Here is a 19,579-nt window from a genome sequence, read left to right on the forward strand (position 1 = left end):
CGTTGGATGCGCCTTTTTGGTTTTTAGCCGCCATTGGCGGTTTTTGGTATAATTGCAAGTGGAACCAATTCAGTAGTTGTCTTTTTCGTTTGTCGGCTTTAATAGCCGTCTCGGACAATTTAAGGCAACTTGAATTGGTTCCACCGAGGCGGCTATTTAAGTTGAGAGGGGGTGCTATGAACGAAAAATATTATTTATACGCCAGAAAATCTACTGACGTAGAGGACAAACAAGTTTTGTCTATTGAGGCGCAACTCGTTGAGTTGCGAGAATACGCCAAGCGAGAGAGTTTGCATATTGCCGCCGAGTTTGTGGAGAAAAAGTCCGCCAAGACAACGGGCAGACCCATATTCGGCAAGTTGTTAGCTGAAATAGAGCAAAATGGCGGCAATATTCTGGCGTGGCACCCAGATAGACTGGCTAGAAATAGTGTGGACGGTGGACAGATTGTCTATTTACTAGACAGCGGACAACTCGGCACACTCAAGTTCCCCTCTTTTTGGTTTGAGAATACTTCTCAAGGCAAGTTTATGTTGTCCATAGCGTTTGGACAGTCAAAGTATTATGTAGACAATCTGTCCGAAAACACCAAAAGAGGTTTGCGCCAAAAGGTGCGGCGGGGCGAACGCCCCGGCCTTGCACCTGTCGGTTACATCAACGATGTACGCACAAAAACAGTTGTCGTAGACAAACGGCGTTCGCCTATTGTCATTGAGGCTTTTGGGTTGTACGCAAAAGGCAATCAACGGCTTGAGGATATTGCGAGCTTTCTTGCTAGTAAAGGAATACTAACCAAATCTGGCAAGCAATTCCCCAAAGACAAAATTAAGCGTATGCTGACAAATCCGTTTTACTACGGACATTTCCGCTATTTTGGCGAGATACACGAGGGCAAACATACAGCCATAATTTCCAAGAAACTGTTTGACGAGGTGCAAGCTACGCTTGCCAAGCGTGGACGACCACAAAAAGGCGCAACTGCTCCACAGATTTTCTGTGGCTTGCTGCGTTGTGCAACCTGCAATCTAGCCATAACTGCCGAAAAGAAAGTAAAACATCAAAAGAACGGCAATATTCACGAATACGTGTACTACCGTTGCACAAGAAAGCACAAAACAATCCGTTGCACCGAGCCAGCAGTAACCGAACCAGAACTAGCAACACAGCTCACAGACATTTTGCATAGCTACGCTATACCCAAAAGTTGGGCAGAACAACTAGAAACAATGCTTGCTGCTGATGAAAAGAAAGCTAACCAATCCTCTGGAGTGTTTGTGGCTAACGCACAAACACGACTTGCGAGCTTGCAGGGCAAGCTCCAGCGACTTTTAGACGGCTATTTAGACCAAGATATAGAGCAGAGTGTCTATCGGGCTAAACAAGCTGAGCTAATGTCCGAGAAAAAGTCGCTAGAGGAACAAGTCAGCAAGTTCACGCTTGCTAGTAATAGTTGGGTTGAACCTATGCGCCAGTGGCTCAAACAAGCGTATGACCTCAATGGAATTGCAGAGAGTGGCGAGCATAGTGCGATAAAGTCCGCTTTTCTTGAGATGGACGGATTGAAACTGTTTCTAAAAACCAAAAAGGCGCAGCCAACGGCTGCCCCAAATACGTTTCCCCCCAAGAACATATGGCTTCTGCTCCGCAAAGCCAAAGAAAATACCGCCCGAATGAGCGGCAATTCCGAAAAAAGTTTTCTAATGGTGCCGCGGAGAGGACTCGAACCTCCACGAGCGTAATGCTCACTAGAACCTGAATCTAGCGTGTCTACCAATTCCACCACCGCGGCGTGGTTTAACTTGAGTATTTTACTATAGACGGGTCAATATGGCTATTTTGTATAGAAGAAGTTATAGCCGCCGTCGTAAGCTCGATCCCAGGTGTAAGCTGGGTCTAGCAAACACCACACACTATGGTAGCAATCAACACCGGCCCGTTGGGCCTCATAGCTCACGGCCTTAGCGTGTTCCACTACGTTATTAACACGCGCCAAGGTTGCGCCCTCTGGGGCGCCAGCGACTACACGCAAACAAAATGAATTATTAACTGGAATGCCAAAGCTAAAGCGCCCATCATCACCAGTTACTACATTACGATCACCGCTACAGGTGTTTAGGGTAACCCCCTTAACAGGTTCATTATTAAGGGTTACCCGGCCGTTAACAACTACGTTGTAGCTACCAGAGGTAACCACGAAGGGGTTGGGTGGCGGAGATGATGCCGACACGGCCGCAATTTGAGAAGACGGGTTAAGCGTGTTGTCGTTGGTGCTGGCAGGCACATCGGCGCCGCTTATCCAGCAACGATAGCTGGCATTCCAGGGCTGAGTGCCGCGCCTGGCAAAGGTGTTGTTAAATGCCTGGTCTTGCACAGCCGGTGGGGCTTGACGTGGATCGGGGTATTGAGCTGCCAAGTCGGGGCCAACTGCACCTTTCCATGTGCCATAGTCAAACTGATAAGCGCCAAAGTTGGTGCCATTGCTGGCCTGGTAGTTGCCTCCAGATTCACAACGAGCGATTCTTGAACGCCAGTAGTCTGGGTTGGTGTTAAAAACTGGAGTTCCGGCTGCATATATTTGAGTAATTATAAATACGCCAACACCCACAAATACAAAAACTAAACCGAGCAACAGAAACTTGTTGCGTTTGGTAATGGTAAGTTTGTTTTTGCCGATTCGGGACTTGGTTTTGGCAGCCATAATTTGGTATAAACCTTACGCTTAGCCTATCTTATAATCAGGCCATAGTCAAGCTGGCTAGCTTGCTGCCTACCAACATACTTGTTATGATTTTAGAGATATGAAAAGCCCCATCAAAGATCTCGCTAGCCAATTAAGCGGTGAAGTTACAATAGCCGAGTCAGCTCGTCGCTACTTTTCTACCGATGGCAGCATATTTACTGTTAAACCAAAAATGGTCATTTATCCGCGCAATGAGACCGATGTGGTAAATGTGGTTAAGTATTTGAACTGGAAGGCTCAAGAAGGCGAGGTGATTAATCTAACCGCCCGTGGCAAAGGCACCGACCAAGGCGGCGGCGCTCTGGGCAATGGTGCCATGTTGGTGTTTCCGGCCCATATGAAGGCACTCAAACACATCGATAAAGAAACCATTACCGTGCAACCCGGCATGATTTACGCTCACCTGCAAGGAATCTTGCACAGCCACTGGCGTTTTTTACCGCCGTACCCTGCTAGCATAGATTTTTGTACTATTGGTGGGGCAGTGGCCAACAATGCGGCTGGCGAGAAGACCCTTAAGTACGGCTCTACTCGGCACTGGGTTAAGGCGTTGCGTGTAGTTTTGAGCAATGGCGATGTTATTACCACCAGTCGTTTAAACAAAAAAGAGCTAAGAGCCAAGAAAGCTCAAAGCGACTTCGAAGGCCATTTGTATCGCGAGATCGATGCTATGATCGAAGCCAACCAAAAACTGTTACACGATCACAACTTGCACGTTAGCAAAAACTCTGCCGGTTACGATCTGTGGGACGTTAAACGTTCAGATGGTAGCCTTGACTTAAGTCAATTAATTGTCGGCTCCCAAGGCACGCTGGGGGTTGTGTCCGAAGCCACTTTTTATACCGAGGCCTACTCATCCAAAACCACCCTCGTGGTCGGTTATTTTGAAAGCATTCATAAGGCCCAAGAGGCTGTTCAGCACCTAATGAAGTTACAGCCCAGTGCGCTCGAGGTGGTGGATCATCACTTATTGGAGTTTTTGCAAAAAAACAAGCCCGAGCAGCTCGCAGGCTTACTGCCGAGCGAAGAGATCCCCCGAATTGTGCTGCTGTGTGAATTTGACGACTCTAAGCCAAAAGCCCAAGCCAAAAAGGCCAAAGCAGCCAGCGCCATATTCAAACACTATGCCCACGATCAACGCCTAGCAGTCAACAAAGATCAAGAAGACCAGCTGTGGCGCATCCGCCGGGGAGCGGCGGCCGTAATTTGGACCGTCGATGGGCCCAAAAAAGCCTTGCCAATTATCGAAGACGGTGCCGTGCCGGTCGAAAAACTAGGCGAGTTGCTAGAAGAAGCCGACAAGATGTTCGCCAAGTACAAGGTCGAAGTAGCTATTTGGGGTCATGCGGGCAATGGCCACCTGCATATTCAGCCGTTTCTGGACCTGGCCAACTTGCGTGATCGTGCCAAACTGTTTGCGCTTACTAATGCCTTTTACAAATTAGTCATTAAACTTGGCGGCACCACATGCGGTGAACACAACGACGGCATTATGCGCGCGCCGTATTTAAAAGCTCTTTATGGTGCTGATCTGTACAAACTTTTCGAAGACGTTAAAAACTTGTTCGACCCCAACAACTTTTTGAACAATCAAGTGAAAATTGGTGTTAGCCACGAAGACGCTGTAACCAAACTGCGCCGTGAATACAACATGCGTCATTTGCACGACCATCTGCCAGCTAGCTACAACCACTAGCTGACTTATTGTTCGAAGCTTTAGCTGAGAACTACAGCAGTTCTCGACTGTGGTCTCGAACAATAAAACTAAATATAGTAAAATGTAGCGGTTAGGCCGCGGTGGTGGAAGTTCGCAAAACACGCAAGCTGTCGAGCAGAAGCGAGCAAGTTATATTAGGCTAGACTAGCCCCTCAACTAGTTTGGGGAGCTGATCAACTTAAAGATTAATAGGCCGCGGTGGCTCAACTAGTTTGGGGAGCTGATCAACTTAAAGATTAATAGGCCGCGGTGGTGGAATTGGTAGACACGCTAGCTTGAGGGGCTAGTGCCCACTTTTCGGGCGTGGAAGTTCGAGTCTTCTCCGCGGCACCAGAAATTATGAATATTATAGACGAAGTTAAAAAACTCAATCTCCCCATAGGAAGCTATGCGGTTTTCGGAAGCGGCCCAATGCAGGTTCGGAAAATTAAGCCTTTTAATAAAGATATAGACTTAATTGTTACACCCCAACTTTATGAGCAAATGAAGAGTGCGGGGTGGGATGAGAAATTTTGGGATGAAGGCACCAGATATCTGGTAAAAGGTATTCTTGAAGTATGTGATACTTGGGATTATCCTCCTTACCACCCAGATGTGGCTAAGCTGATAAAGCAAGCAGAAGTTATCGAAGGTGTGCCATTTGTTCAATTAGAAGAGGTTTTAAAGTACAAAAAAGCCTATAATCGCCCAAAGGATCAAGTGGACGCAAAGCTTATTGAGGACTACTTAAGTTCTCAGCTGCCTCAACCACATTCTCCAGCAGCATAGCCACCGTAACCGGCCCCACACCGCCAGGGACTGGCGAGATGTAGCTGGCTTTTTCTTTCACACTGCTAAAATCAACGTCACCCTTTAGTTCACCGCCCACATCCATGGTGCCGGCATCTATCACAACCGCCCCCTTCTTAACCATATCGCCCGTAACTAGGCCAGCTTTGCCGGCGGCAGAGATAATAACATCGGCTTTTTGCAGGGTGCCGCTAAAATCTTCGGTTTGTCGGTGGGCTACAGTTACATCTTGGCTTTCGCTGGCTAAAATATCGTGCAGTGGTTTGCCCACCAACTGGCCGCGACCAACAATAACGATGTGTTTGCCCTTTAATTCAATATCCTCTCGGCGCAAGAGTTCCAGAATAGACTTGGGAGTAGCTGGCACTAGCGGGGCTTTGTCGGTTTTTAACAACTCCTGGCTGGTGCTGCTCAGCCCATCCACATCCTTTTCGGCCGGTATGTGGTCGAGCAGCTCTTGAGCACTGCCCCAACCATTAAAGGGCAGCTGGGCAATTATGCCATGAACTTTTAGGTCTTCAGCAAGCCCAGCTACAATCTTTTCGCACTCAGCTGGCGATTGACTGCTCAAGTCTAAGTACTCGGTAGCTATGTCGAGCTCGCCAGCCCGGCGTTGCTTCATGCGAATATAAACTTTCGAAGGTTCGTCGGGATTAACGCCAATAATAACTAGCTTGGGCTGCACCCCGGCTTTTGCTAGCTTTTCTACACGAGGCTTAAGGTCTTTATAAACTTTTTGGGCGATCTTGCGGCCATCTATGATTTTGGTCATAACTTAATTCTATCAAAAAAGAGCCAATAGGCTCTAATGTTGGAATAATTTATGGTGGCCCTTTTCCAACGGCTTTCGAATCCGCGCGGCGCGTTGGCGAATTCCCCTGAGGCATCCGATGAAATCGGCGCTGATGCGACACCTGAACCGTCTGGCACAACGACCGATCGGACTGTCCAGAAGCAAGTTCGACTCTCGTCTGAGCAAGTTGACGACCTCGTGGCCGCGTATCAGGCCGGGTGCTCAGTCCGTGACTGCGCACGGGACTTTGGCGTCCACCGGACAACTGTCATGAGTCATCTCGAGCGTCGCGGCGTTGAGCGGCGGGCACAGGGCCGCAAACTTGACGACGAAGCGGTAGCCCATGCCCGCTCGTTGTTCGCCGCTGGCCAGTCGGCTGCCTCGATCGCTCGCGAGTACGAGGTAGATGCGGAGACAGTTCGCCGAGCGCTGCACAACGACTATCTAACGTCGTCGCTGCCGAGCACACAGCAACCTCGTCTGACGTCAGTGGAACAACGGCCGATCAACGCGGAGTGCCGGAGATGACGACATACCCATAGTCCTTCTCAGGCGCGGTCACGAGGTCGGCATTCTGCTCAGACCATCGGCCGGTAGTGATGTCGTTCTCAAGTCGTTGCATTGCGGTCGCGAGGTCACGGTCACCGATGCGCGCGAAGGCCGAGATGTTCCGGCGTACCCGGGGATTGAGATACTGCTGAGGGCGTCGCCAGAATGCTTCGTATATACCGTCCTCAAAGTCCCACGGAAGTGGGAACGGACGCACCGAACCATCATTCAGATACTCGGTTATCTCTCCGATAGCAGGAAAGTTCGACCAGTCCTCGTCAAGCAGTTGAGGAAGGTACTGTCGTTCAAGCCAAAAGTCGTACTCGCAATCAGGATCTTGGGTGATGATCACCACCCTCGAAACACCAACGCGACAGACTTCGTCCAAGCCCAGTCGCCAGTCCTTCCAATGATGCAATGTGTGAACCGCGAGCACTCCACTCACGGACTTTGATCGTAGTGGGAGGTCTTCAGCAACGGCTCGCACTGAGATACCGCCCCCTCGCTGCGAAAGCATCGTTCTCGATGGGTCAAGACCGATGACGAACTTGTCCGGCGGCTCGTACGAACCGCTACCGCATCCGACGTTTACAACCGAGTCGGTTCCACCTAGAAGTCGATCCACGATTTCGCGTAGACGAGGATCAGTCCTTCTCGTCTCTGCGTATCCCGCGTCGAAGGCATTCGCCCCCAAGCCTGGAACAGTCATTGCTTTTGCAGTTCCGGGTGTTGACGAAGAAGGCGAACTGGATCAGAGCTCGCCACGAACCACAGGCGAAAGAATCGCCGAATGTAGGCGTCATACTCAACTGCGGGCTCAGATGGCATCCGAAACATGAACAGGTACACCCGGAAGTACACGTCACGCAAGATCAATGCTGCCTCCGCTCGTTGCAACTCTCGCATCGTCGTAGACCTCTCGCTCAATGGCACGAGGCCAAACAATCCGGCATCCGCCAAGGCCAATTCGGATGGCACTGTCAGTGCTTCCAGTCCATCCGCCTCTGGCAATACGTAACCGTCGAGGTGAAGACATTCGTGGCCGGTCTTTCTCGCGAAATCCGAGAACAGACGCCACCGACTAATCGATCGACTGCCGGAACCGGTGATCTCAAAAGACAGCCACTCGACACCATCAAGCTTCGCAATGATCAATTCGAGTTTGGCGACAAGATGACGAGATATTTCACCTTGTCCGATGCCTGCCACATTCTGGGCCCCGAAGAATCCGACATAGAGCTGACGACTCTTGCGCAATGCGATCGCCTTGACGAATCCCACCACCTCGTTGCCTGACTTTGCGACTACGAGGAGATGAATTGGATCCTCAGCATCGGCCATCCATAGCTTGTGCATGGCCCTCATGGTCTTGGGCGAGTATCGCTTGTCGCCGAGCCACACGGCCAGCTTGTCCGGCGATACTCGATCGCAGTCCTCGATGAGGTCAATGTATTGATGCACGAAGCGGTCTACCGTCGCCGGCCGTCGTGGGTTCAGTACACACCGCACGTGGCGCTTGTACTTGTCGTACATCAGGTAGGCGAAGAACCCGCCAATCGTCGCGCCCACGATCGCCACCGTCCATGCACCAATTGGGCTCGCTGTTCCATTTGGGTCAGAAGGCGTCTGCGAGGGCTTCGGTTCGGTGCCCGTCGACACGGCTGAAGACGGCGGATCTTCGCTAGCTATTGCAGTGACTGGTGTTGCCACGCCAAGAGAAACGACGAAAGCACATGCGCCGAGTACGCAGAGACAAAGGGATCGGACGAGGTCTCGGCAACCCATTCCGCTTCTCCGTACTTCCGGTAGTAGCTCCTGTACGTGCACTCGGGGGATGGCCCCCACCAACACGGTAGGTAAAAATAGCAGGTGATACCTCGATTCCCCAGTTCAATTATCGCTAGACCCCGGATCGGAGCGTACGCCTGATACTCGACTGTCCGCTTCAGAGACCTGACCACTCGCGGAGCCAGCGTCTCGACGACGTCGGTGGCCGCGTCCAAGTGTGCTTCTCGGCCATCCGCAGTCACAGCCACCACGTCGAGCGAGAGCGGATGAGCGTCATATCGTGGCAACGTTGTGCTGGCCCGCGGCCGAGGCCGTTGGGGTGACTGCTGCTCCCCCTGCATGAGCTAGTGCGGATCGCCAAGCATCGACCGGATCGAGATCTCCTCCACCACTGCCTGAGGCGAGAGGCTGAGGACGGCAGCCAGCAGTATGCCATGGTCATCCGGATCGAGAAGGCGCCCTTCCGGGAGTTCCTCGTCTGCCCACATGTCTGTCGCCGTCGCACCCGCCGCAAGATGCGTTACACCGATGTTCTCTCCGACAAGCTCTTTTCGAAGGTTCTGAGCAAATCCCCGCAGCCCCCATTTCGTGATCCCATAGTGCGCACCTCCCGGATAGGGCTCGAAGCCTGCGGTGGAGCCCGTTATCACTATCCTCCTCCGCGTCCCACGCTTCAGAAGCGGGAGCATGCAGTGCGCGATGTCCATGTTCGCCAGTAGATTCACGCGGAGTTGAGTCAGAAAATCGTCGCTCGCGCCGTCTACCGCGTCACCGTCCAGGTAGATCCCGCCATTTAGCACGAGCACGTCGAGTTGGTCACGATGGGTCGCCACGGCGTCTGCGATCGCGCGAGGGCTTCCTTCGTCGGCTAGGTCCGCGGATACGCGAAATTGCTTGCATTCTGGGGCCAGCTCGTCCAGCCGCTTGCTTATTGCGTCCAACGCTCGATCGGTACGCGCATGAAGAAATATCGCGTCGGCCATCGGCGCCGTCGCACATGCCATCGCGAAGCCGATTCCCCGCGACGCGCCGGTGATCAATATAGAGTCAATTCGCCTGCTCTCACTCATGATCTACTCCTCGTTACCTTCCAATTGTCGCGTAGTCTTACTGCAAATACAAGGTATCACTAGCCGATAAGGCCGCTAAGCCAGGTTTCCACCGATGTTCCCAGCGAAGGAAGGTGGTAACCGCCTTCCTGAACTACCACCGTTGGGATACCCAAGGCCCCAACTCGAGTGGCGGCGCCCTCATATCCACCAAGCGTAAGCAGAAAATCGCCAAGTTGATCGTCAACATAGGTATCGAGCCCAAGAGACAGCACCAAGTATGCGGGCTCGAATCGTGCGATTTCGTCGCATGCTGCCTTCAGACATTCAAGGTAAGCGGGGTCAGACGTGCCGGTTGGTAGCGGAAAGTTCCTGTTAGCACCAATGCCATCCGATTTACCCAGCTCCGTGGCCCGACCAGAGAAATAGGGATAAGCATGGTCTGGATCTCCGTGGATTGAGACATACAACACGTCTCCACGCGTATAGAACAGGTCCTGTGTTCCATTTCCATGATGGAAGTCCACATCCAAAATTGCTACCCGCTGTCCGCCTTCGCAGAGGAACTCCGCCGCCGCCGCGGCATTGTTGAAATAGCAGTAGCCGCCGAAACTTGCTCTACCTGCATGGTGGCCGGGTGGACGGCAGAGTGCGTATGCAGATCGATCGCCCAAGACCATGAGGGCCATGCACAAGCTATGGATGGCCGATGCTGAGGATCCAATTCATCTCCTCGTAGTCGCAAAGTCAGGCAACGAGGTGGTGGGCGATGTAGGACTCGAACCTACGACCTCCTCGGTGTAAACGAGATGCTCTAGCCAACTGAGCTAATCGCCCTTGTTATTTGGGTGCCCGCAAAAGTTCAGACTTTTGTGGGAGAAGGAACATTAATGCAAGAGTTACAAATGCAAATTGGTAATTTGTCTTTATCAACTGAAGCATTAAAGTGCTGTGGTGCGGGTAGTGGGACTCTAACCCACGGCCTCATCCTTGGCAAGGATGCGCTCTAAACAACTGAGCTATACCCGCTTGGTGGCGCCTGCTGGAATCGAACCAGCGACGCATGGCTCTTCAGGCCATCGCTCTACCAACTGAGCTAAGGCGCCTTAACGGCCAAAACCATTCTCGCTTTTGGCCGGGCATAAACAACTAAATAACGCAACTTATAATACCAAATTTTTGCACCTTTTTCTACCCCTTTATAAGATTAGCTATAACAGGTATAATATGGTGGTCTTGAGCTTGCGATTTGCCGCTTTAGTGAACTAATCCGCCGCAAGGCGGATGTTTGATAAGCGAGAGGAAAAATGAACACGCAAAAAAGTTGAAAATTAAATACTTTTTTGTTTTCAATATCAAGAAGTTTATTTTGACGAGGCACGTTGGCCGAGTGGTTAGGCAAAGGTCTGCAAAACCTTTTACGCCGGTTCGATTCCGGTACGTGCCTCCAAGCGCGGGTGGTGGAACTGGTATACACGACGGACTTAAAATCCGTTGCCTCACGGCTTGCGGGTTCGAGTCCCGCCCCGCGCACCAAGTAATAATTAAGGACAATTAGCTCAGCTGGTTAGAGCGCACGGTTCACATCCGTGAGGTCACAGGTTCGACTCCTGTATTGTCCACCAAGACAAAACTTTTCGGCTTTTTGAGAGCCAGATCGTGGGCGGCACAAAGTGCCGCCCATTGATTTTGTGGAGGTAAATCCTCTCCGCTCGGCGCGCGCAGGCGCGCCTCGCGGTTGGCCAAAACGAGGTTCGAGCCGAACAAAGTTCGGCAAGCAACCTTTTTCGCAAAAAGGTTGCTCTCTTTTGCGATTTTAGGCAGAGATTCTGCCTCTTTTATCCATTCCTCAAGCGGTTCGAGCCAGCCAATCCGCTTTTGTTCAAGACGGGTAGATTGTTCCTCCAGCGACTTCTTTTCGCTTAACAATTTTGCTTTTTCAAATCGGTAAATTTCGCGTTCAATATCTTGCTCTAAATACCCATCAAGAAGTCGCTGGAGCTTTGTGGTAATAGTGCGGATTTTATCTCGGGACTCTTGAACAAAAGCGGTGGAGGATTGGGCGGCTTCCGTTTTGTCTTTTTCAAGCATGGTGCGTAATCCTGCCGCCCAATCCGGTCTCAAAGAAAAATTTTGAAGCAAAGAGGAAAGCTGTTTGTCTAATACCTCTTGGCGAATACAAGGTTCGGGACATTTCATATCCTTGCGTTTTTTGGTGCAACGGTAGTAAGTGTAATTATGAACATTACCGTTTTTCTGCCTCTTAACCTTGTACTCGCCAGTTATCATCATGTTGCAGGTGGCGCAACTCAACAGTCCGCAAAATGGTCGAGGTTCATTTTTTGTTTTTTGCGGCTTTCCTCTTTGCCTTAAAACTTCTTGGACTTTATCAAAAATTTTCTTTGAGATGACTGGCTGGTGCTTTCCTTCGTGAATTTCCCCAGCATAGCGAAATAGCCCGACGTAAAATGGATTGGAAAGGATAAAAGAAATTCTGTCTCGTTTGATTCGCTTGCCGCCGGAAGAAAAGATATTGTTTTGCGCCAAAAAGTTGGAAATGTCTTCAAGTCGCGAGCCATTTTGCGCGTATAGCTCAAATGCTTTGCGAATGAGGGAGGCGCGCTTTTTGTCCACGACGATTGATTTTGTCCTAACGTCATTGATGTATCCAATAGGTGCTAGACTTGGATATTCGCCACGCCTCACTTTTTGGCGCAATCCGCGCTTTGTATTTTCGGCAAGCGAATCAACATAGTATTTGCTTTGCCCAAAGGCGATACTCAACATAAATTTTCCTTGCGAGGTGTTTTCCGCCCAAAATGTCGGAAACTTGAGTATCGCCAAATGACCGCAGTCCAAAAGATAGATTATTTGTCCGCCGTCCACAGAATTGCGCGCCAATCTGTCGGGATGCCACGCCAAAATTCCGTTTGCTTCGCCTTTCTCAATACGCGCTATCATTTTACCGAATATCGGACGGCCAGGAATTTTGGCCGATTGTTTCTCCACAAGTTCCTCAATAATGTTTAGCCCTTCGGTTTTTGCAAAGGCGCGCAATTCTGTGATTTGTGCCTCAATACTCAAAACCTGCTTGTCCTCGACGTCAGTGGACTTGCGGGCATACAAAAAGAATTTTTGCGAGATATTTTGCGTGTTGTTATTCATAAAATTTGAAAACTTAAATGGCCGCCCCGGTGCACTCAATCCAAGTTGCCCTGAACTGACCCGAGACGGCCATTAAAAAAGACAACTTGTCCGATTGAGAGCAAACTCATTATAGCAAAAATTCTTTTTGTTGGGCAAATCAAATCCGAGACAGAATTAAATCGCACAAGAGCAAACCTCGTTTTGGCCAACCGCGAGGCGCGCCTGCGCGCGCCGAGCGGAGAGGATTTACCTCCACAAAATCAATGGGCGGCACTTTGTGCCGCCCACGATCTGGCTCTCAAAAAGCCGAAAAGTTTTGTCTTGGTGTATTTATACAACCGCGCTCGAACCTATTTTAGCAAAAATCTCTAACCGAAACCAATCGCTCCGCCCCGCCGCCAGCCGCCGCAAAGCGGCGGCCTGCCTCGCAGAAAAACCTTCTTTACAATTTTGACTTTGCGCGCGCCACTAAAAAATTCTTCTAAAAAGGAAAAGAAAGTTTTTCTGCTCGGCTCCGCGCTCAATCGCGCGGGGCGGCGGGGCTTCGCTTCGGCTCGGGCGGGGCGGAATTCCCCCCCCACACCCCCCATCCGCCACGCCCTCGCTTCCGGCGGCTATTTTTTCGACGGGCTTGTCTTTTCCTTGTCCCACCTCCCAGCGCGGAAAAGATTGAGGAGCTCCCTATGAATAGAATACTTGTTGTCCTTTTTCTTTTTGTCTGCTATCATTTGAATGTAGGTTCAAATATGAAAAAGAACGAACTCAAAAAGGAACTCAAGAATAAGGAAGCAATTCTCGCGTGTGCGCGAGAATTTAACATGGTCGGCGATCCAACACGCCTGAAAATTTGTTATCTCTTGTGCCGCCACAAAGAACTTTCGGTCGGTGAGATTACCGAAGTCGTCGGCGTTTCGGTTTCTGCCGTTTCTCATACGCTTCGTAAGCTCCAAAAAGCGAATATGGTTGAAAGCCGCCGCGAATTCCGCACCGTTTATTATAAACTTAAGAAATCACCTGTCGTCGAGGTGATGAAAGAAAGAATCACCCATTATGAAAACATTTGACCTTATCATTATCGGAGGCGGAGCCGGAGCATTCGCGGCGGCAATTCGTGCTAACGAACTTAAAGCGAAAACGGCTCTTGTGAATGCCGGGCTTCCACTCGGCGGCACCTGTGTCAATGTCGGGTGTGTTCCCTCAAAGACGCTTCTTTATGCTGGCGAAATTTTGCACCATGCCAAACATCACGGCGTTACTGGCGTTGAGCTTGAAGTGAAAAACTTTGATTTTCAAAAAGTCGTGCATGACGAGCTTTCGCTTGTGGAGAAATTGCGCCAAGAAAAATACGAAAAGGTGCTCAAAAGTTTAGAATATGTAACGGCAGTTGAGGGTAAGGCAAAGTTTATTTCTCAAAACGAGGTGGAAGTGAACGGCGAAACATTGAGTGCGGAAAAATTTATCATCGCCGTGGGCTCCACTGCCAATGTTCCGCCGATTGAGGGAATACGAGAGACGGGGTTTGTCACGCATATTGAGGCGTTGCGCCTAGAAAAGCAACCGAAAGAATTGGTTGTGGTCGGTGCAGGGCCGCTTGGCTTGGAATTTGCTCAAATGTTTTCTCGCTTTGGCACGAAAGTAACCATTTTACACCGCGGCGACTCAATTTTCCCGCACTCTGAAAAAGCACTCACTGATCGCCTCGCCGAAATACTCTCAAAGGAAGGAATAACAATCAAAACGAATGTTGAGATAAAAAGCGTGCGCAAAGAGGGCGATAAAAATGTTGTCTCGTATCAAATCGGCGAGGCACAAGAGGAAGTATCCGCTGACGAAATACTTTTGGCGGCAGGCAAAACGCCTAACACGCAAGGACTCCGTCTTGATGTTGTTAGTGTTGAAATAAATAAAGGTCAAGCGGTAGTCGTCAATCAGTATTTCCAAACATCCAATCCGAAAGTTTTTGCCGTTGGAGATGTTACCAATGGTCCTTTACGGCTTGAACCAACTGCCGGACGTGAGGGAACGCTTGCCGCAGAAAATGCGCTCAAAGGCACAACACTTTCGATTGATTACAATGCCGTGCCTTACACCATTTTTACCGACCCTCAGCTTGCCGGAGTTGGTTTCACCGAAGACGAGCAAATGAAGCAAATGGGCGTTTGCGCCTGCCGCACCGTTTCGTTTGAGGATGTGCCCAAAGCAATTATTATGCGGCGCACAGAAGGAATGATAAAAATGGCGATTCATCCGCAGACAAAACAAATTCTCGGCGTGCATATTCTCGCACCGAATGCTGGAGAACTCATCGCTGAAGCGATGGTATTGGTGAAGAACAAAAACACGATTGACGATGTGGTGAATTCTCTGCCGATGTTCCCAACACTTTCGGAGGCAATAAAAATCGTCGCACTTTCGTTTACAAAAGATATTTCTAAATTAAGTTGTTGTATATGAAAAACGACGATAAAACGTTTCTTAAAATCGGGATTATAGGGGCATTTCTCGCTTCGCTCTGTTGTCTCCCCCCTTATTTTGATTGCGTTCGGGGTACAAAGGAGCAGCATTGAACGACGAAGCGACACGAACCACTGAACTCGCTCCGCTTTCTAAAACTTTTGGACTTTAATTTGATTCTCGTGCATTTTTCAAAGCACGAGCCCACCAAAGAAGTCTCTCTCGAACCCCATCCGAACAATGTTTCGGCGGGGTTCTTTGATTCGGCTTCCAGGTCGTTCGCGAGGTCGTCGCGTCGGAGGGTGGCGTACGGCTCCTTCAAGATCGCTCGAACAACACCCTCGGTATCGATGCCACCGCTTTGCGCTCTCTACAGAAGGTCTTCGAGCTTGCTGACCTCGCTCTTGATCGCGTCGCGGGTGATGGACCAAGCCGAGGCGTTGGAGGTCAGTGTGTTGGACAGCCAGGCGACGCCGAGTCTGTCATTGACACGATCTTGGCTCCCAGTCGATTGTGGCGCAAAAAAACCGGCTTTACAGAAGTCACTTTCTACTACTTCGACATGATGAGCACCAACTAGCCTATCTACCAAATTAAAGTTGTTCTGGTATAATCTCATTGATGTTGCAAAAATTCAGTAAAGAGATATTTTCCGATCCAGATGTTCACCACATGAGTATCCCGGAGTTTGTAGCCGAACACATGGCAAATAGGCTTAATAACTACGACTCTGCTGTTGAGTTATGCTCTGGAGTGGGCATGCTCTGTGTAATCCTGGCCAAGCAGATTAATCATGTAACGGGTATAGATATCAATGCCGATCGCATTAATATGTCTCAAAAGAATGCCGAACTATACGGCGTAAGCAAAAAAACTGGATTCGTCTTGGGCGATGTCTTAGCCCCAGAGCTTCTAAAGAAGCAATCCGCCGAAGTTGTGATTCTAGATCCTGACTGGAGGGAAGGTGGACCAAAGGGGGAGTTCCCGCCACTTTTAGAAAAAACCAACCCCAGCTCAAAAACACTGTTTGATCTAGCGAAACGATGGATAGCACCAAATATTGTAATTCGTGCACCAAAAACTATTCCGGTTGATGAATTTAACAAATATGGCGCTTGTGAAATTGAGAACGTTATCTGGGACGGGAGTCTTAAGTTTAAGATTGCATACTACACGCCAAACATGGAACAAACTATCGAGAAAGAGGTAGTCTTTGAAGGATGAGCAAACGAAGTTAATTTTTTTTGATCTGGACGGCACCCTTACTGACGGTTGTGAGTTTGTGTTTGGCCACGTCTGGGATTACTTTAATCTTGACCACGAATTAAGCAAAAAACTTATCGCCGACTTCAATGCTGGGCGATTAAGTTATGAGGATTGGGTCAAAGAAGATATCAGAATTTTTAAGGAAGCAGGTGTGACTAGAGACGAGATGATTAGGTCGTTTGGTAAGATTTACGTCACTAAAGGTGCCCACGAAGTTTTAGGTGTACTTAAGGGAGAAAACTATAAGATTTTTGTTGTCTCGGGCGGTATTGATCTGGTCATTTATCATTTATTTCCGCACTGGCAGGAGATATTCGAAGACATCTTTATTAACAAGTACATTTTTGACCCGCAAGGAAGCATAGCCGATGCGATCCCCACGCCTTATGATTTTGAGCACAAAGCCACTTGTATACGCGACATGGCCAAGAAGTATGGGGTTAACATCGATCAAACAGTTTTTGTGGGCGACAATCACAACGATATTCACGCAGCAATAGCAGCCGGCACCTCAGTTGCCTTTAACTGCAAGTCTGATCAGCTGGTTCAGGTGGCAACTCATCATGTTGAATCGAATGACCTGCGCGACATTCTGCCTTACTGCTGATTGCACTATGTCTGCACCGGGCGTATAATAACATCTAGATAAAGGAGTAATTTATGATTCTTTGGATTGTCTTAATTTTAGTCGTAGTGGTGCTAGTTTGGCTCTGGGCTACCTACAACGGCCTAATCAAATCGCGCAACCGGGCCGATGAGGCACTGAGCGACATTACTGTGCAAGAAAAGCGTCGCCTAGACCTTATTCCCAACCTGGTGGAGTCGGTAAAAGGCTACGCCAAGCACGAAAAAGGCGTATTCGAAGAGGTTACCAAAGCTCGTAGTGCAGTAATGAATGCTCCAGAGGGCGACCTGGGTAAACGAGCCGAGAGCGACAACATGCTTAGCGGGGCGCTTAAAAGCCTATTCGCAGTTAGCGAAAACTACCCAGACCTTAAAGCTAATCAGAATTTTATGCAGCTGCAAGAGGAGTTGGTCGATACTGAAGATAAAATTCAAGCCAGCCGCCGCTTTTACAACGGTAATGTGCGTGACTTTAATACCAAGTTACAGGTTTTTCCAACTAGCCTAATTGGTAACATGTTGGGTTTTAAGGCCAAAGATCTTTACGACGTAGCAGACAGCGAAAAAGAAGCTGTTAAGAAAGCCCCCGACGTAAAGTTCTAGTCCTTTATGATTCTCGCGGATCCAAAACGTCTTATACCCAGCGACAGCTTCGGGGTAAAAGGCAAGAACTACTATTGGAACAATCCCCAGCGATTTGGCATTAGTGAGCACGAGCTTAAAGACCTAGGAATTACCGATGAGACGGTCTTGGTTGATCTAGACCTCAAAGCACCACTGGCATTGGCAAAGCAGAGGTTGGGTAAATATGGCTATACTATCGCAATAGTAGACGGTTACCGCAGCCCCGAACTATATAAAATAGCCCATCGCACTCGCAGCAAAGTAATGGGAAAAGCTAATGCCAACGCTTTAATGAATCTCAAAGATATGCCACATGCTAGTGGGCGTGTTGTTGATGTACAGTTAATCGATACAAAAACAGGCAAGGAAGTTTATATGCGTGATTCCAAAGACAGCATACCGGCGCATTTTGTTGGGTTCTATACTGATAAAAATGATGCCCAAAGCAAAACCTTTCAACGTCTACAGGATTTGTTAGTGAAAACCATGTTGAGCTTGGGTTTCAAACTCGGCAGCAAAAAAGAATATTGGCATTTTGAGTTACCACTTGATAAATAAACGGCTATAAAAAGAAAGAGACCCGCCCACGAAGGAGCGGGCTTCTTTCGTGAGCGGGCTTGGTTGAGCTAGGCGACCGATCGGTCAGACGACGGTGTCGACGAGCTGCTGGAGCTCTTGGCGAGCCTTCTGCTCGGCCGGTGATCCTGCCAGAGTTGGCAGGTTGTCGTGGATCCAGCTGTCGACGCTCGAGAACCGGACCACCTTCTCGGGCTCCACCAGGTACCACAGGCTGTGGCGACCGCCACCCGTTGCACGGCAGAACAGCCTGAGCACGTCCATGCTGTCGTAGGCATGGTTCTTGACGGCAGGCAGCTCGGCGAAGAGCCTGGTTGTCTCCTCGAGTGAATCGGGGCCAGCGATCAGTTGTCCGTCAGGGTTGGCTTCGGTTCCGCGCGTTCCACGAGTGATCGTGATCTTGTACTCGTAGACTGCTTGAAGTATTGTCATGGCGCCTCCTGGGCGTTTGGTGCGGACGGTTTGTCTGGCGCCCATGTTACAATGGCAGATAGCATTAGTCAATACTTACAGCTTCATTTTCAGGTTAAAACCAGGTATAATTAGGGCTACATGTATACCGAAATATCCAAAAACAAGCGCAATAGTTGGTTTTTGATAGGCGGCTTTGTGATTGTAATTACATTGCTTTGCTATGTCTTTGCCTTGGCGTTTAATAATCAAGCCGTACTATACTTAGGGGTTGGCTTTGCTGTTTTTTATGCCGCTATAAGCTACTATTTTGCCGACAGCATGATATTGGCAGTCTCCAAGGCACAAAAAATAGCCAAAAAAGACAACCCCCAGCTATATAGAACTGTCGAAAACTTGAGCATCACGGCTGGTTTGCCAATGCCATCTATTTATATAATCGATGATACAGCTCCAAACGCCTTTGCAACTGGCAGAGATCCTAAACACGCGATTGTGGCGGTAACCTCTGGTTTGCTAGAGAAGCTGGATAAGCCAGAGCTAGAGGGTGTAATTGCTCATGAGCTGAGCCATGTTGGTAACTACGACGTAAGGCTTATGGCATTGGTGGTGGTTTTGGTGGCGGTGATTGTATTGTTGAGCGATTGGTTTTTGCGGTTTAGTTTTATATTTGGTGATGATAACGATTCCGGTGGCGGAACATTTCAGTTGATTATGATTGTTATCGGCATAGCCCTGGCATTACTAGCACCACTAATCGGCGTGTTATTACAACTGGCGATTAGTCGCAAACGCGAGTATTTGGCCGACGCCAGTGGGGCTATGTTAACGCGTTATCCCGAAGGGTTGGCTAAGGCACTACGCAAGATCGAAGGCGACACGGAGCCCCTAGAAGCTGCTAATAGAGCCACCGAAAACCTGTACATCATCAACCCTTTGCGTGATAATGTGCATGGGCACCGCAGTTGGTTTGCGGGGCTGTTTAGCACTCATCCGCCGACCGCTGAGCGCATAAAAAGATTAGAAAGCATGGATCTACACCCATAAACAGG

The 19,579-nt window shown here is 49.4% G+C and carries 19 protein-coding genes, 8 tRNA genes and 1 pseudogene; 15 read left to right on the forward strand and 13 right to left on the reverse strand.

All coding sequences use genetic code 11. The features are described from left to right. Window positions 1-176 precede the first annotated feature (176 nt). Window positions 177-1,739: a recombinase family protein gene (locus tag HYX70_02680; protein MBI2798189.1), complete on the forward strand. Its 1,563-nt coding sequence runs from the start codon at window positions 177-179 to the stop codon at window positions 1,737-1,739. Here the strand turns inward: HYX70_02680 and HYX70_02685 are convergent. Together HYX70_02685 and HYX70_02690 are read right to left on the reverse strand one after the other, a co-directional pair. Further along, window positions 1,702-1,789: transfer RNA gene (locus HYX70_02685), tRNA-Leu, on the reverse strand. The two genes, HYX70_02680 and HYX70_02685, sit on opposite strands and share 38 nt — an antisense overlap. Before the next feature lie 42 nt (window positions 1,790-1,831). Then, a complete protein-coding gene (locus HYX70_02690; GenBank protein MBI2798190.1) occupies window positions 1,832-2,698 on the reverse strand; it encodes a transglycosylase family protein in 867 nt (288 codons plus the stop codon). A 100-nt stretch (window positions 2,699-2,798) separates the two neighbouring features. On the opposite strand from HYX70_02690, the gene HYX70_02695 reads away from it, so the two are divergent. The 3 genes from HYX70_02695 to HYX70_02705 all read left to right on the forward strand — a co-directional run bounded on the left by HYX70_02695 (window position 2,799) and on the right by HYX70_02705 (window position 5,225). Then, on the forward strand, window positions 2,799-4,436 hold the full coding sequence (locus HYX70_02695; GenBank protein ID MBI2798191.1) for an FAD-binding oxidoreductase: 1,638 nt from the start codon (window positions 2,799-2,801) through the stop codon (window positions 4,434-4,436). Window positions 4,437-4,700: 264 nt separating this feature from the next. Continuing rightward, window positions 4,701-4,790: transfer RNA gene (locus HYX70_02700), tRNA-Leu, on the forward strand. Between the two features lie 6 nt (window positions 4,791-4,796). Continuing rightward, window positions 4,797-5,225, forward strand: a complete 429-nt coding sequence (locus tag HYX70_02705) for a hypothetical protein (GenBank protein ID MBI2798192.1) — start codon at window positions 4,797-4,799, stop codon at window positions 5,223-5,225. On the opposite strand, the gene HYX70_02710 is transcribed toward HYX70_02705, so the two are convergent. The 8 genes from HYX70_02710 to HYX70_02745 all read right to left on the reverse strand — a co-directional run bounded on the left by HYX70_02710 (window position 5,170) and on the right by HYX70_02745 (window position 10,531). Beyond that, entirely contained in the window at window positions 5,170-6,018 is an 849-nt protein-coding gene (locus tag HYX70_02710; GenBank protein MBI2798193.1) for a bifunctional 5,10-methylenetetrahydrofolate dehydrogenase/5,10-methenyltetrahydrofolate cyclohydrolase, read from the reverse strand. The two genes, HYX70_02705 and HYX70_02710, sit on opposite strands and share 56 nt — an antisense overlap. Before the next feature lie 526 nt (window positions 6,019-6,544). Further along, a complete protein-coding gene (locus HYX70_02715) occupies window positions 6,545-7,297 on the reverse strand; it encodes a class I SAM-dependent methyltransferase (GenBank protein ID MBI2798194.1) in 753 nt (250 codons plus the stop codon). After that, window positions 7,294-8,298, reverse strand: coding sequence for a hypothetical protein (locus HYX70_02720; GenBank protein ID MBI2798195.1), 1,005 nt, complete (start codon window positions 8,296-8,298; stop codon window positions 7,294-7,296). Before HYX70_02720 ends, HYX70_02715 begins: the two co-directional genes overlap by 4 nt. A gap of 422 nt (window positions 8,299-8,720) precedes the next feature. Further along, window positions 8,721-9,446, reverse strand: a complete 726-nt coding sequence (locus HYX70_02725; protein ID MBI2798196.1) for an SDR family oxidoreductase — start codon at window positions 9,444-9,446, stop codon at window positions 8,721-8,723. A gap of 59 nt (window positions 9,447-9,505) precedes the next feature. Next, complete coding sequence (locus tag HYX70_02730; protein MBI2798197.1) at window positions 9,506-10,105, reverse strand: hypothetical protein; 600 nt, start codon at window positions 10,103-10,105, stop codon at window positions 9,506-9,508. Window positions 10,106-10,185: 80 nt separating this feature from the next. Continuing rightward, a tRNA-Val gene (locus tag HYX70_02735) sits at window positions 10,186-10,262 on the reverse strand. Window positions 10,263-10,377: 115 nt separating this feature from the next. Next, window positions 10,378-10,454: transfer RNA gene (locus tag HYX70_02740), tRNA-Gly, on the reverse strand. 1 nt (window position 10,455) lies between these two features. Continuing rightward, window positions 10,456-10,531, reverse strand: a tRNA-Phe gene (locus tag HYX70_02745). A 270-nt stretch (window positions 10,532-10,801) separates the two neighbouring features. On the opposite strand from HYX70_02745, the gene HYX70_02750 reads away from it, so the two are divergent. From HYX70_02750 to HYX70_02760, 3 genes are all read left to right on the forward strand, one after another. Next, window positions 10,802-10,875: transfer RNA gene (locus HYX70_02750), tRNA-Cys, on the forward strand. 1 nt (window position 10,876) lies between these two features. Beyond that, a tRNA-Leu gene (locus HYX70_02755) sits at window positions 10,877-10,961 on the forward strand. Window positions 10,962-10,973: 12 nt separating this feature from the next. Beyond that, window positions 10,974-11,050: transfer RNA gene (locus HYX70_02760), tRNA-Val, on the forward strand. Here the strand turns inward: HYX70_02760 and HYX70_02765 are convergent. Both HYX70_02765 and HYX70_02770 read right to left on the reverse strand, forming a co-directional pair. After that, entirely contained in the window at window positions 11,007-11,717 is a 711-nt protein-coding gene (locus HYX70_02765; protein MBI2798198.1) for a hypothetical protein, read from the reverse strand. The genes HYX70_02760 and HYX70_02765 overlap by 44 nt on opposite strands. Window positions 11,718-12,113: 396 nt before the next feature. Then, window positions 12,114-12,590 (reverse strand): annotated as a pseudogene (locus HYX70_02770) (recombinase family protein). 183 nt (window positions 12,591-12,773) lie between these two features. Between HYX70_02770 and HYX70_02775 the strand changes: the two are divergent. From HYX70_02775 to HYX70_02805, 7 genes are all read left to right on the forward strand, one after another. Beyond that, window positions 12,774-12,944 carry a hypothetical protein gene (locus HYX70_02775; GenBank protein ID MBI2798199.1) on the forward strand — a complete coding sequence of 57 codons (171 nt, stop codon included), beginning with the start codon at window positions 12,774-12,776 and terminating at the stop codon, window positions 12,942-12,944. A gap of 374 nt (window positions 12,945-13,318) precedes the next feature. Continuing rightward, window positions 13,319-13,636, forward strand: a complete 318-nt coding sequence (locus HYX70_02780) for a winged helix-turn-helix transcriptional regulator (GenBank protein MBI2798200.1) — start codon at window positions 13,319-13,321, stop codon at window positions 13,634-13,636. Continuing rightward, entirely contained in the window at window positions 13,623-15,026 is a 1,404-nt protein-coding gene (gene merA, locus HYX70_02785; protein ID MBI2798201.1) for a mercury(II) reductase, read from the forward strand. Before HYX70_02780 ends, merA begins: the two co-directional genes overlap by 14 nt. 621 nt (window positions 15,027-15,647) lie before the next feature. Further along, on the forward strand, window positions 15,648-16,250 hold the full coding sequence (locus HYX70_02790; GenBank protein MBI2798202.1) for a methyltransferase: 603 nt from the start codon (window positions 15,648-15,650) through the stop codon (window positions 16,248-16,250). After that, the gene (locus HYX70_02795; GenBank protein MBI2798203.1) at window positions 16,240-16,899 is read left to right on the forward strand and encodes an HAD-IB family phosphatase; all 660 of its coding nucleotides are present in this window, start codon (window positions 16,240-16,242) and stop codon (window positions 16,897-16,899) included. Before HYX70_02790 ends, HYX70_02795 begins: the two co-directional genes overlap by 11 nt. 53 nt (window positions 16,900-16,952) lie before the next feature. After that, the gene (locus HYX70_02800; GenBank protein ID MBI2798204.1) at window positions 16,953-17,519 is read left to right on the forward strand and encodes a LemA family protein; all 567 of its coding nucleotides are present in this window, start codon (window positions 16,953-16,955) and stop codon (window positions 17,517-17,519) included. Window positions 17,520-17,525: 6 nt separating this feature from the next. Next, window positions 17,526-18,098 carry a hypothetical protein gene (locus tag HYX70_02805; protein MBI2798205.1) on the forward strand — a complete coding sequence of 191 codons (573 nt, stop codon included), beginning with the start codon at window positions 17,526-17,528 and terminating at the stop codon, window positions 18,096-18,098. Window positions 18,099-18,182: 84 nt separating this feature from the next. On the opposite strand, the gene HYX70_02810 is transcribed toward HYX70_02805, so the two are convergent. Further along, window positions 18,183-18,548, reverse strand: a complete 366-nt coding sequence (locus HYX70_02810; GenBank protein ID MBI2798206.1) for a hypothetical protein — start codon at window positions 18,546-18,548, stop codon at window positions 18,183-18,185. Window positions 18,549-18,668: 120 nt separating this feature from the next. On the opposite strand from HYX70_02810, the gene HYX70_02815 reads away from it, so the two are divergent. Beyond that, window positions 18,669-19,574: a M48 family metallopeptidase gene (locus HYX70_02815; GenBank protein ID MBI2798207.1), complete on the forward strand. Its 906-nt coding sequence runs from the start codon at window positions 18,669-18,671 to the stop codon at window positions 19,572-19,574. The last annotated feature ends 5 nt before the right edge of the window (window positions 19,575-19,579 follow it).

The organism is Candidatus Saccharibacteria bacterium (genome assembly GCA_016191105.1).
Taxonomy (GTDB): domain Bacteria; phylum Patescibacteriota; class Saccharimonadia; order CAILAD01; family BJGX01; genus JACPPH01.